Origin of the sequence: Corynebacterium breve, assembly GCF_030252165.1 — a bacterium.
In the GTDB taxonomy this organism is placed as follows: Bacteria; Actinomycetota; Actinomycetes; order Mycobacteriales; family Mycobacteriaceae; genus Corynebacterium; species Corynebacterium breve.
On sequence record NZ_CP126969.1, the window covers coordinates 627,296 to 639,359 of the forward strand.

18 protein-coding genes are annotated in these 12,064 nt (G+C 55.9%); 10 read left to right on the forward strand and 8 right to left on the reverse strand.

The window, feature by feature from the left end:
* Window positions 1-19: 19 nt before the first annotated feature.
* Window positions 20-466: a hypothetical protein gene (locus tag QP027_RS03130; RefSeq protein ID WP_284825920.1), complete on the reverse strand. Its 447-nt coding sequence runs from the start codon at window positions 464-466 to the stop codon at window positions 20-22.
* Window positions 467-619: 153 nt separating this feature from the next.
* On the opposite strand from QP027_RS03130, the gene QP027_RS03135 reads away from it, so the two are divergent.
* Complete coding sequence (locus tag QP027_RS03135) at window positions 620-1,171, forward strand: hypothetical protein (RefSeq protein WP_284825922.1); 552 nt, start codon at window positions 620-622, stop codon at window positions 1,169-1,171.
* Window positions 1,171-2,043, forward strand: coding sequence for a serine hydrolase (locus tag QP027_RS03140; protein ID WP_284826897.1), 873 nt, complete (start codon window positions 1,171-1,173; stop codon window positions 2,041-2,043). Before QP027_RS03135 ends, QP027_RS03140 begins: the two co-directional genes overlap by 1 nt.
* A gap of 149 nt (window positions 2,044-2,192) precedes the next feature.
* Here QP027_RS03140 and rpsR read toward each other — a convergent pair whose 3' ends face one another.
* The 6 genes from rpsR to QP027_RS03170 all read right to left on the reverse strand — a co-directional run bounded on the left by rpsR (window position 2,193) and on the right by QP027_RS03170 (window position 5,095).
* Entirely contained in the window at window positions 2,193-2,441 is a 249-nt protein-coding gene (gene rpsR, locus QP027_RS03145) for a 30S ribosomal protein S18 (RefSeq protein ID WP_284825923.1), read from the reverse strand.
* 16 nt (window positions 2,442-2,457) lie between these two features.
* Window positions 2,458-2,763, reverse strand: coding sequence for a 30S ribosomal protein S14 (gene rpsN, locus QP027_RS03150; protein WP_284825924.1), 306 nt, complete (start codon window positions 2,761-2,763; stop codon window positions 2,458-2,460).
* A gap of 3 nt (window positions 2,764-2,766) precedes the next feature.
* Entirely contained in the window at window positions 2,767-2,931 is a 165-nt protein-coding gene (gene rpmG / locus QP027_RS03155; RefSeq protein WP_018297575.1) for a 50S ribosomal protein L33, read from the reverse strand.
* Between the two features lie 3 nt (window positions 2,932-2,934).
* Window positions 2,935-3,171 carry a 50S ribosomal protein L28 gene (gene rpmB, locus QP027_RS03160; RefSeq protein WP_284825927.1) on the reverse strand — a complete coding sequence of 79 codons (237 nt, stop codon included), beginning with the start codon at window positions 3,169-3,171 and terminating at the stop codon, window positions 2,935-2,937.
* A 176-nt stretch (window positions 3,172-3,347) separates the two neighbouring features.
* Complete coding sequence (locus QP027_RS03165; RefSeq protein ID WP_284825929.1) at window positions 3,348-3,971, reverse strand: response regulator; 624 nt, start codon at window positions 3,969-3,971, stop codon at window positions 3,348-3,350.
* A complete protein-coding gene (locus QP027_RS03170; protein WP_284825931.1) occupies window positions 3,968-5,095 on the reverse strand; it encodes a sensor histidine kinase in 1,128 nt (375 codons plus the stop codon). Before QP027_RS03170 ends, QP027_RS03165 begins: the two co-directional genes overlap by 4 nt.
* A 110-nt stretch (window positions 5,096-5,205) precedes the next feature.
* Here QP027_RS03170 and QP027_RS03175 point away from each other — a divergent pair, with 110 nt between their 5' ends.
* The 8 genes from QP027_RS03175 (at window position 5,206) to QP027_RS03210 (ending at window position 11,582) form a co-directional block, all read left to right on the forward strand.
* Window positions 5,206-6,084, forward strand: a complete 879-nt coding sequence (locus QP027_RS03175; RefSeq protein WP_284825933.1) for a CPBP family intramembrane glutamic endopeptidase — start codon at window positions 5,206-5,208, stop codon at window positions 6,082-6,084.
* Window positions 6,085-6,255: 171 nt separating this feature from the next.
* Complete coding sequence (locus QP027_RS03180) at window positions 6,256-6,528, forward strand: type B 50S ribosomal protein L31 (RefSeq protein ID WP_284825935.1); 273 nt, start codon at window positions 6,256-6,258, stop codon at window positions 6,526-6,528.
* Between the two features lie 45 nt (window positions 6,529-6,573).
* Complete coding sequence (rpmF, locus tag QP027_RS03185) at window positions 6,574-6,747, forward strand: 50S ribosomal protein L32 (protein ID WP_284825936.1); 174 nt, start codon at window positions 6,574-6,576, stop codon at window positions 6,745-6,747.
* Window positions 6,748-7,116: 369 nt separating this feature from the next.
* Window positions 7,117-7,815 (forward strand): response regulator transcription factor, encoded by a 699-nt coding sequence (locus QP027_RS03190; protein ID WP_284825938.1) that lies wholly within the window; start codon window positions 7,117-7,119, stop codon window positions 7,813-7,815.
* Window positions 7,812-9,347: a sensor histidine kinase gene (locus QP027_RS03195; protein ID WP_284825940.1), complete on the forward strand. Its 1,536-nt coding sequence runs from the start codon at window positions 7,812-7,814 to the stop codon at window positions 9,345-9,347. Before QP027_RS03190 ends, QP027_RS03195 begins: the two co-directional genes overlap by 4 nt.
* Before the next feature lie 117 nt (window positions 9,348-9,464).
* Window positions 9,465-10,736: a S1C family serine protease gene (locus QP027_RS03200; RefSeq protein ID WP_284825941.1), complete on the forward strand. Its 1,272-nt coding sequence runs from the start codon at window positions 9,465-9,467 to the stop codon at window positions 10,734-10,736.
* A 59-nt stretch (window positions 10,737-10,795) separates the two neighbouring features.
* Window positions 10,796-11,359, forward strand: coding sequence for a MogA/MoaB family molybdenum cofactor biosynthesis protein (locus QP027_RS03205; RefSeq protein WP_284825942.1), 564 nt, complete (start codon window positions 10,796-10,798; stop codon window positions 11,357-11,359).
* Window positions 11,360-11,378: 19 nt separating this feature from the next.
* Window positions 11,379-11,582: a hypothetical protein gene (locus tag QP027_RS03210; RefSeq protein ID WP_284825943.1), complete on the forward strand. Its 204-nt coding sequence runs from the start codon at window positions 11,379-11,381 to the stop codon at window positions 11,580-11,582.
* 63 nt (window positions 11,583-11,645) lie between these two features.
* Here the strand turns inward: QP027_RS03210 and mscL are convergent, their stop codons facing one another.
* Entirely contained in the window at window positions 11,646-12,053 is a 408-nt protein-coding gene (gene mscL, locus QP027_RS03215; protein ID WP_284825944.1) for a large conductance mechanosensitive channel protein MscL, read from the reverse strand.
* Window positions 12,054-12,064 lie beyond the last annotated feature (11 nt).

Consider the following 12,064-nt stretch of genomic DNA (forward strand, 5'->3'; position numbering starts at 1 on the left):
CGCGCTTGATGCCCCGTAGTCACTCACTGCGGGGCATTTCTAATGCCCGTGCCAGAAGTATGATGCCGAGGGCGGCCGCGATAACAGCCAGCGCGAAAGCGACCGTGGCTGGCCACAAGGGGTAATGAGTAGCTCCGTCGAGGCGATTGGTTTCAGGAAGATGGAAACTCACAAGGTATCGCGCCAATGGGAGGGGCCCGCTGATCGCGGTGACGGCTCCGATTCGGCGCCAGCCAATCGTCGTCGCAAGTGTTGCGAGGCCGAGCAGGATCAGAGCGAACCAAAGTGGTCCTGCGGCAAGGTCAAACCCCGAACGGAAGAAGGTGGAAGTCTGCAACTTTTCGGACCCTGGCAGGGGAGCGCCGAAACTCACGGTGCGGCGCCACTCACTAGTACCTAAAGCTCCCACAACTAGGGCAATCGCTAACAATAATGACACCAATGCGGTTTCTGGCACTTTCCTCACATCAATTCCTCCTGTCGTGGCTTAAATGCGGGGAAGTGTGGCGAAGTTCCCGCTTTTGGACACGCATATGAGTTATGGTAACTGCATGATCCGTCCAGTAAATGCTGGGAGGATGGCTATCATCCACAACACAGCATCGGCAGGCGAGTGACCATGACGCATCCCGACCACGCTCAATGGGAAACCCATCAACCGTCGCCTCCACAAAAGTCGCGAGGAGGCCTGATAGCTGCCACCGTCGCGGCGACACTTGCGGTTGTGCTGATCGCCGGCGCAGTTATTGCGTACTTTCTGGGTGCATTTGGCACAGGCAATTCCGCGCGACCCACGGTGTATGAAATTGTGACGGAAACTGCGGCCAGTTCTGCGACTCAGGAACCGTCATCTGAAGCGCCATCCGAACCCGATCGTCCAACTGCGCTAGCTTTGCCAGGCGGGGCGGTAGCAGTTAGTGGGGAAGCAGTGCGAGGAGAAGCGGCGGGTGAATTTCTCAATGTCTACACCGGATCGAGCGTCACCAGCGCACCTTTCGCAGAGTCGGTAGGGCAGGCATTTCGGGAACATGAGGCCAACACAGGGGAAACCAATGGCACGATTTCGGCCTATAGTTCCGTTACTGGCCGAAGCTACCAAATGACCTGCACCGACAATGGTTCGTACGTCACCTGTCGAGGTGGAAACAACGCGGTAGTGTACATTTCGTGATGCAATTAAGCCGTTGGACTAGGACTGTCGCTTTGACGGCCACGGTCGGCTTTGCGCTGTCGGGCTGCACCATCGAGGAGATGGGGTCGTCGCAAAGCACTGGCCAAACGTTGACTGTGACATCCACGACCACGGTGGAAGATTCACCGGAGGTACCTACTCCGACAGCAACGCCGGCGGCCGGATTGCAGCCACAGCTTCAGGCAATTGTCGACGAAAGCGTTGAAACTTACGGGGGAAGCGCAGGACTCGCGGTCTCTGATGGAAGGGTGGACACCGTGGCGGGAGACGACACCGCCTACCCAGCTTGGTCGACCTCGAAAGTTCCCATCGCTATCGCTGCGGTGCGACAAGATCCGTCTCTCCAACAGACCGCCGCACTAGCGATCCAATTCAGCGACAACGCTGCGGCAGAGACACTCTGGGCGGCGCTGCCCCCTAGTGCAGCTGATCGAGTGATCAGCGAGGCTGATACGCCATTGGTTTTGAATACGGAGGTCACCCGGCCGGGATTCACCGCCTTCGGACAAACTTCGTGGAGTACATCCAGCCAAGCGCATTTTGCGGCGAACCTCGGGTGCGTTGAAGGTGCGGAGCCAATTCTCCAGCTCATGGGGGAGATCACACCGGAACACCGGTACGGGATCGGCAACTTGCCTGGCGCGAAATTTAAAGGTGGTTGGGGGCCGAATATTTCGGGAGCATATGTTGTGCGACAGCTCGGCGCCCTTCAGGCACCGAATGGACGGATTGCAGTGGCGATGACTGCCGCGCCTGGAGATGGTAGTTACCAGAGTGCCCAGGACATGATGAACCTCATGGCGGAGCGGCTAAATTCGCTTATCGACGAACTTCCGGCATCAAAGTGCTGATCAAATAGTGTCGCCGGGTGCATTGCGCAAAAGCGTCTGGAAAACCAGACGGTTTTGCGCAATGTAGAAAAAGCAACACCCACCACAGGAAAACCTGGGCGGGTGTTGTGTCGAAAACTCTTACGCTGCTGTTATCGTCAACCTGCTATTTAGCGGCTGGTGAACGGCAGGAGAGCCATTTCGCGTGCGTTCTTCACAGCGGTAGCAACCTGGCGCTGCTGCTGTGGCGTCAGGCCGGTGACGCGACGGGAGCGAATCTTGTGACGATCGGAGATGAACAGACGAAGGGTCTTGATGTCCTTGTAGTCCACCTTCTCAATGCCTTCGGCCTTGAGTGGGTTCTTCTTAGGGCGGCGGGACTGCTCCATCCGCACCTTCTTGTGATTAGTGCGCTTCATTTCAGCAATCCTTCCTTTACCAAGAGGACTTACGTACGCCCGGAAGCTCACCGCGGTGAGCCATCTCGCGCATGCGGACACGGGACAGACCGAACTTGCGGAGGTAGCCACGTGGGCGACCGTCGTGCGAGTCACGGTTACGGATGCGGGACGGGGAAGCGTCGCGAGGCTGCTTGTTCAGCTCGAACTGTGCTTCCAGACGGTCCTCGTCAGAGGTGTTCTGATCCTTGATGATTGCCTTGAGTTCAGCGCGACGCTCTGCGTAGCGAGCGACGATCTCCTTGCGCTGCTCGTTCTTGGCGATCTTAGACTTCTTAGCCATAAATTATCGCTCCTCGCGGAATTCGACGTGCTTCTTCGCAATCGGGTCGTACTTCTTTAGGGAAATACGATCTGGGTTGTTGCGCTTGTTCTTGCGGGTTACGTAGGTGTAACCGGTGCCCTCGGTGCTCTTGAGCTTGATGATAGGGCGGATATCGTTACGTGCCATCGGTTAGATCTTCTCCCCACGGGCGCGGATCGATGCAACAACGGACTCGATGCCGTCGCGGTCGATGATCTTCATACCCTTAGTAGATACGTTCAAAGTGATGGTGCGGCCCTCAGAGGGCAGGTAGTACCGCTTGCGCTGAATGTTGGGGTTCCAACGGCGCGAGTGGCGGCGGTGCGAGTGCGAGACGGTCTTGCCGAACTGCGGCTTCCGTCCCGTGACCTGGCAAATAGCCGACATGGGTTAGCTTCTTTCTTCCTTGCCGCCCACGACATGACTTCTACTTCAAAGTGCAACCGGTGTGAGGTGTGGTTGCGGGAGTGCGTGAGGAGCACTGGAAGTAGCCGGTTGACGGGGCGTAAACGTGTACTTCGACAACAGCGAGATCCAACGATACCTGTTTGGTCGCCCAAAACCTAATTGCCAGGTTGAGTAGATAATGACTTCGCCAATCGTAGCGCTAGTACCGTTCGGTCGCGTGCGCCGAGCTTGCGTAAAAGTGCGGAGACATGGTTTTTCACGGTTCCTTCCGCAAGGAATAGTGCCGCTGCAATTTCCCGATTATTGAGCCCCTCAGCGACCAGTTCAGCGATTCCTCGCTCGGCTCGTGTCCGGATGGCCAATTCCGATTGTTCGCTTTTCGACGAGTGCGCGTGTCTGGCAATGCGGGGATCGAGGACAAGGCCATCACTTGCCGCCGCGCGGATTGCGTTGGCGAGTTCGTCGGGGGCGACATCTTTCAAAATGTAGCCCGCAGCGCCTGCCTCAATCATTGTCCGCACGAGGCGGGCGTCGTCGAAAGTTGTGAGGACCAAAACAGGAATTGTGTTGGCACATAGTTTCACCACTCCGAGCCCGTCGGTTCCTGGCATTGCCGCATCAGTAATCACGATGTCGGCATTTACGCTGTGTGCCAGGGTGAGTGCCTCTGCGCCATCAGTGGTGGTGGCGACGATGTCGATTCCTTCAATTGTTTCGAACAGGAGGGAGAGTCCGCGCAGGAGCATCTCGTGGTCGTCGATTAGCACTGCTTTAATCATTGTTGCCTCGGGAGGGTGAGAGAAATGAGGAAGCCACCGTCGATTCCACCGTGCGTTGCCGTGGTGACCTTTGCGTTTAGTGCTGCAGCACGCTCCATCAGAGACGTGATGCCGAAATCTGGGGAGGCATCGCTGCCGGTGCCGTTGTCTGCGACTGAAATCGTTTCACCTTGAAACTCAATTGTCACTCGATCAGCTCCCGCGTGGCGGACGACGTTCGTGAGCGCTTCTTGGACGAAGCGGATCACCATGTTAGATAAGGCATCATTCGTCTCCACAGGCTTATCGACGATCAACTCGACGTTGAGGTCCGTTCCTTCAAAGGATGACGCGATCTGGGTGAGCGTGGTGGCGAGGTTGTCGTCGATAAGCTTGATGGGTTTCATGGCGCGCACAGTCGAGCGCATGGAGTTGAGCGCGTCGGTGGTGGTTTCACGTGCACGTTGGAGCTCCAAGGCGGCCTTTTCCGGGTCGGTGGGGATCATCCGGGCGGAATAGTCCAGACTCAGGCCGATGGATGTGAGCCGGTGCCCCAGGCCGTCGTGGAGAGAGGCTGCGACGCGTTCACGCTCACGGGCGATGACCAGTTCGCGGGAATCGCGCAAAGCGTCTTGGAGCTTTTCAATCAGTTTCATGCGGTCGTGTTCGATTTCCAGCCCCCGCTGCAAGACGTGGGCGAGAGCTACTCCAGTGAACCCTAAGAGCAGCGCATACGAAGCCTCGAAGAAGATGGAGGAGAGGGATGCTCCGAGTGCGGCATGAATTCCCGCAACAGTGATGACAATCGCAGCGACAAGTACCCGTACGGCGCCTTTTCCAAAGGCGAAGTGCACCATCACCACTGTGAGCCACAAGATGAGCAAGCTGGTTCCGCTGCTCGAAGTGAGGAAGAGGATCAATGCAGGGACGAGGAAGAACGCTGTGGAGATTGCGCTATTGTTTCTGCGCCACCATGCCCACGCTGCGACTGAAATGAGTACAATGGCTGCTCCGATTAGGGAATAGGTACCGATACCACTCAGGAGGATTCCACCGATGTATACCGCGATGGCTAGGGCGAAGAAATAGTCTAAGAATCGCCGACGGAGTTGGCCGAATGGACTGTGTGCGGTTTCGCGATTCATATCGTCCAATCTACGTGGACTGATACATGACTTGGGTCATGATTCTGGGACGAAATATTCATGACTTGATCCACTGTTTCCAGTGCTGATTGGGTTCTAGCGTAAGAACCATGGCGACTAACACTTCAACTACTCATCCTCGTATTCCCGCGACCTGGTGGGGGCTGCTGCTCCGTGCCGTCGTGGCCTTCTTTTTCATCATTATCAGTAACTTTGCCGTAGCGCCGGCGCTCACCCTCGTCAACGAGGTGATGGGGGACAGCGTTGCTGGAATGTACCTTGTTGCGGGAGCGATGGCGTTGACTTCGCTCATCGTGATTGGGTTGGTCGCGGTTTGGATGAGGTGGGTGGAACGAAGCTCAATTGCGAGGACTGGCTTATACAACGGTAAAGAAGGTGTGAAGGGGTTCTTCGGCGGTTTTGCCCTAGTGGGCATTGCGGTGATTGTCACTTGGGGGGTAGCAGTGATTGCTGGCTCGGGTATTGACGTTGACATAACCAAAGAACTAGCGCCTCCAGGGCAGAGTATTACCGTGGGATCTTTGGGTGCGGTGGCTTTTGTGATCATTTCCCGCGCAGTGTTTTTACAAGGCCTGCCTGAAGAGTTGATCTATCGAGGTTGGTTGGTTGATGTCACCCGTGATCGACTCTGGCTCACCATGGGGTGGACTACCGCAGCGTTCACCATCATTCACCTCGTCTCAAGCGGAGGGCAGGAAAGTGTTTCGGACTTCATTCTCTACCTAGTCACGCCTTTGGGCATGAGCATCATTGCCATTGCGCTGGTGCTCCGGACGGGCTCGGTGTGGTGGGCGGTTGGCACACACGGCGGCATGCACATTTGGAGCTCGGCGTTGATGCTTCTCTATCCGATCGAAGAGGGGCCAGTAGAGTGGATTGTCTCCGGAGTCGTTCAAGCGCTCATCGGTGCGGTGATTCTGTGGGATTGGCGTTGTCGTCGACAAGCTAATGTGGCGGAGCAGATTTAGAAAAACAGCCGCTGACCTGTAAGATAGTCCGAGTTATCCACGAATTTCCTTGCTTGGCGGGGATTTGCGCTGGGTAGAGTACATTTTCGCACCCAACTCGGGCACGATTTCGACGCATGCTTGGCGACGAAAACCGACCCGAAGTATCTATCCTGAGGGACACGAAGAAATATGAAGAAAGAAATCCACCCTGACTACCACCCAGTAGTCTTCCAGGACGCAGGTACTGGCTTCCAGTTCCTGACCCGTTCGACCGTTACTTCTGACCGCACTGCGCAGTGGGAAGACGGAAACGAGTACCCGCTGATCGTCGTAGACGTCACCAGCGAGTCCCACCCATTCTGGACCGGCGCACAGCGTGTTATGGACACCGCTGGTCGCGTCGAGAAGTTCAACCGTCGCTTTGGCGGTATGGCACGTCGTAAGAAGAAGGGCGCAGAGTAAATTACTCGCGCTCTCGATAACAGGTCGAAGGAGGAGAACTAAGAAATGGCAACCCCAAAGTTCAAGATGTCCCGCGCTAACACCCGCACCCGTCGCGCGGCATGGAAGGCTGACAACGTTCAGCTGCAGGAAGTGAAGATTGATGGCCAGACCGTGCGTATCCCACGCCGTCTGGTGAAGGCTGCTCAGCTCGGCCTCGTTGACGTCGAAGAGTTCTAAATCGCGTTAACGCAGCACTTACCTAATGGAATCCCAGTACCCACATTATGTGGGGGCTGGGATTCTTTAATTTTCAGAGGGGCGGGGGCACCCGAAAACGCTTAGTTTCTATGGCCAGTCATTGTGCTTGTAATGTCTATTTAGGCACATTGGGTGCTCTGCCAGCATTTTCGCCGATGGGACGCCAGCTTTATAGGAAGTGGCTAGGGCAGGTATCTATGTGTTAACGGGCAGTTTTCCCGCGAAATTGTTTCCGTTGAAATAATATTTATATAAAATCAACGTTTGAGTACGTGTACTGAGGTTTACTTGGCAAGCTACTTGGCGCTGCTAATCACATTTTCAAGGTCAATGGGTGATAATAGAAACATGAAAGTCTTAGTGGTAGACGACGAGCAGGCAGTCCGCGAGTCTTTGCGACGCTCCCTGCGATTCAACGGATACGACGTCAGCCTCGCAGAAGACGGGGAGGAAGCGCTTGATGCCATCAAGCGCGATCGCCCAGATCTCGTTGTGCTTGATGTCATGATGCCAAAGCTTGACGGGCTCGGGGTATGTCGTACTTTGCGCTCCTCAGGCTACGACTTGCCAATTTTAATTCTCACCGCACGTGACGGAGTGTCTGATCGTGTCGCTGGTCTCGATGCTGGCGCGGATGATTACCTGCCTAAGCCTTTCGCCCTAGAAGAGCTCCTTGCTCGCGTGCGATCGTTGCTTCGGCGCGCACAACAGGATGCCGTCGGCGGTTCGTCGGGGGACTCTGCCGAGCTTGTGTTCGAGGACCTGCGCCTTGATCCGGAAACTCGGGACGTGCGCCGCGGCGACCGCTCAATTTCGCTGACCCGCACTGAGTTCGCACTGCTCCAGCTTTTGATGCAGAACCCACGCCGCGTGCTGTCTCGCCAGACCATTTTGGAGGAAGTCTGGGGCTATGACTTCCCAACATCCGGAAACGCTCTGGAGGTATACATCGGCTACCTGCGTCGCAAGACTGAGGCTGACGGTGAAGTTCGCCTGATCCACACCGTTCGTGGCGTTGGTTATGTCCTCCGGGAGACCACTCCGTGATTTTGCGGAAACCCGCCCAACCTCAGTCACGCCATGCGATGGCACCGACAGACTTGGGCAGCTTTACCATCTTCGGCAAAGGAACCTCGCTTCGGTGGCAGCTTGCGCTGATGACCGCCGCGATGGTGACCATTGCCGTAGGAGCTATGACCACGGTGACCTACTGGACGATGTCGACGTCCCTGGCAGCCTCCGTGGACCAAAACCTCGACGAGAAGGCGTCGTTGCTCATGCAACGAACGCTCGACCCGTTGTACGTGGTTAACCTCAACTCTGAGGTGCAGCGATTCAAGACCTATCATCCCGACATTCGTATTTCGGTGTCGCCACCGGCTTGGTCGTTCTTCTATGGTGACTCGATCCCAGTCGGCGGTGATTTCACCCCAACCGGTGTGGGCGAGGAGACTTCTGTCCGCACGGTGGGAAATGATCGAATCCTGACCAAGCGTAATTCCATGGGCACCACGGTTGTGCTTGCGCAGAACATGGACTCTACCCAGAAGCTCGTCGGGGCGTTGGGTGCCGTCCTTCTGGTCATTTCGGGATTAGGCATTTTGCTCGCCATTGCCGTGGGTATGGTCGTCGCCACTGCTGGCCTGCGCCCTCTCGGACGACTGCAGCGCGCGGTGGACTACGTCGCGCAGACCGATGACCTCAAGCCGATTGAGGTAATTGGTAATGATGAGCTGGCGCAGCTCACCACTTCATTTAATGAGATGCTGGGCGCACTCCAAGAATCTCGCGTGAGACAAACCCGCCTGGTTGCTGACGCTGGCCACGAGCTCAAGACCCCGCTGACATCCATGCGCACCAATATTGAGCTCTTGATGGATGTCTACCGCATGGGCAAGCTGGGCGAGATGTCCAAGGAGGATTTGGACGACCTGGAACACGATGTTCTGGCACAGATGGAAGAGCTTTCCGCGTTGATCGGCGATCTTGTCGACCTTGCCCGCGAAGAAGCCCCTGAGCATGATATGGAGCCTGTCGAGCTGGACGAGGTTCTCGAGCACGCGCTTGACCGCGTGCGCCGTCGCCGTCCAGATGTGCAGTTCCAGTTCCATGCCGATCCGTGGATCGTCGAAGGCGAGCGTGCGGCGCTGGAACGCGCCATCATGAATCTTTTTGACAATGCTGGCAAGTGGTCGCCAGTGGGGGAGACCGTTCGAATTTCCCTCAAGGCCGCTCGCAGAAAAGCCGTTTTGCTTGTCGACGACTCCGGCCCTGGAATCCCACCAGAACAACGCGAACGCATCTTCGAGCGTTTCTACCGCACCGATGAAGCCCGCGCGATGCCTGGTTCAGGTTTGGGGCTTTCGATTACGAAGCAGGTGCTTGATCGCCACGGCGCAACAATTGATGTGGAAGAAAGCGACGACGGTGGCGCACGGTTCCGCGTGGTCTTCTCGGGACGACCAGGATATGACGGTTCCGACAGCGATTCCGGCTCTGACGACGGACACACTGCGAGTGATCTTCGTGGCGAGCTTTTCGCTGAACGTTGGATTAGAGACAACGTCGAATCGCCTTAACTTGTATGGTGATGCGGGCTAGCCACAAATTCTGTTAGCCGATGTACAGGTATTCTTACGGGTGGTTGGTTTCGCACACCAGTTTTTACACAGTGCTAAGGAGAACAATTAAGCGCCATGAACACCCCTGACAACTTTGATTCCTATTCCTCTCAACTCGGAGGAGGAACCCCTCCTCGCCCACACAGCCAAGGGAGTCAGGGTGAAAATTCGTCGCAGCCGTTCTCACAGGTGGGAACTAACCCGTATGGAGCGCCGAATCCGACCCAGCCGCAGCCGCAAGGTTTTGCTGATTCTTCGGTGCCCGCCGAAAAGAGAAAGAACGGCGCAGGCACCGCGGTTGCGGTTGCAACCGTGATCTCACTTCTTGCGGGTGGCGGCGCCGGCTATGTCGCAGGTAAAGCGGGCAGTGCTGACGCCACTGAACCGTTCAATGCAATTAACGAACCTAGCGTCAGTGGGCCTTCCGAGGCCCCGAGTGGTTCGGTGGAAGAAGTTGCCGAAAACGTTTTGCCTGCAGTGGTTTCAATTCAGATTGCCTCGAATGCTGGCGGGGCAGAGGGATCCGGTTCGATTATTTCATCGGACGGGTATGTGATGACCAACCACCACGTTGTCGGTGAAGCTTCCTCCGGACCTGCGGTTATTCAGGTAACCATGAATGATGGCTCGAAGCACGAAGCTGATTTCGTCGCTTCAGATGTGAATACCGACATCGCCGTGATCAAAATCAAGGATGTTTCAAATCTTCCTGTCCTCGAATTTGGTGAATCTGATGATCTCCGAGTTGGACAGGAGGTAATAGCTGTCGGATCACCTCTGGGACTTTCTGCAACCGTAACCAGCGGTATCGTGTCGGCCCTCAACCGTCCAGTGCGCGCGTCCCAAGGTGGTGGTGAGAGCTCGCTGATCGATGCAATTCAGACAGATGCTGCCATCAACCCTGGCAACTCCGGTGGTCCACTGGTAGATATGCACGGAAATCTGATCGGTATGAATTCCGTCATCGCCTCGCTTTCGGCATCGGAGGGCAGCTCCGGATCGATTGGGTTGGGTTTTGCTATTCCCGCTAATTTTGCCAAGCGCGTCGCTGACCAGTTGATCAATGATGGCGAGGCCACTCAGCCCATGCTCGGAGTGCAGGTGGATATCCGCAACCCTGATAATGGGGCACTCGTCGTTGGTGTCACTGAAGGGGGCCCGGGCGACCAGGCGGGTCTGAGCGAGGGCGATGTTATTACTAAACTAAATGATCGACTGATCGAATCTGCCGATGCTCTTATCGCCGCTACCCGTTCGCATGATTTTGGGGAGAAAGTTACCCTAGAAGTTCACCCCCGAGACTCTGAAGAGACTCGAGAGGTAGAGGTAACCCTAAGTTCAGAGTAGATTTTCAAAGTAAACATTCTGGTTGCCTCATGCGACCCGCAAATTTGAGGAGTACGAAAATGTCTGACGCGCTCGACTCGCTGGAGCTTGTTGAACCTGATGATGCCGCCTTGCTGGCGGCAGAGCAGGAAGCGGACTTGCCTCCAGTGCATCGCGCTTTGGTCGTCTTGATCTCCGATCGGCGCTTTGACAACACGGACGATGACACCGATCGGCTTGTCTGCGAATTGCTGATGGAATCCGGTTACCAGGTTGACGCTGTCGTTCGCGTGAAGTCGAAAAAATCGGACATTCGAAAGGCAATTGAAACTGCCGTTGTTGGCGGCGTAGACCTAGTAATCACAGTGGGTGCCACCGGTGTCGGCGCGCGCGATAAAGCACCTGAAGCAACCCGCGCGGTGATCGATCAGCTTGTTCCTGGTGTCGGCCAGGCGATTCGTTCGTCAGGAATTGTCAGCGGCATTGTTGACGCAAGCACCTCTCGCGGCATTTGTGGAGTTTCCGGTTCCACAGTTGTGGTCAACCTGGCTCCATCTCGTCTGGCTATCCGTGACGGTATCGCGACGATTACCCCTCTGATTGAGCATCTAATCAGCGATCTACAGAAGTACAGCGTGCAATAGCGCGAGTTGCGAGGCAACGATGAGTTCTACGCCGAGGAAACGACGTCGCGTTCAGAAGCGATCAACCGCCCCTGACTATGATCGTTCGATGGATGCGCCTGGAGCCCAGGTTATTCAAGGGACAGATGAAATCCGTACGGTTCCGCTCGACGATAGTGACGATCAACCGACGAACGGAATCGACTATTTCCTTGAGCAGCGTCCTCCACATCACGGCGAGTAGTGGTGGCAGCAAACGAAAAATCCCAGCACAATAGTGCTGGGATTTCGAGTTTGGCACTAAAGCTTAGAGGGTGCCGGTCTTAGGGGACTGAAGCAGGTCGCGGATCTCTGCGAGCAGCTCCACATCGGTTGGCTCTTCAGCCTCAGGGTCGATGCCCTTGCGGCGCTTCTGAGCCTCGTCGATCTTGTTCATTGGCATCACAATCGCAAAGTATACAACCAGCGCGATCAGCAGGAAGTTGATAATTGCGGTGATAACCGCACCGAAGTCGAGGAACGTTGCATCGTTACCGGAAACAACATTGAAGCCGAGGCCTGAGAAGTCTGCGCCGCCGAGTGCAGCGATCAGTGGGTTAATCAGGTTGTCGGAAAACGCGGTGACTACTGCAGTGAAGGCTGCGCCGATCACAACACCGACTGCAAGCTCGATGACGTTGCCACGCATGATGAATTCTTTGAAACCCTGAAGCATATTTCTCCTTG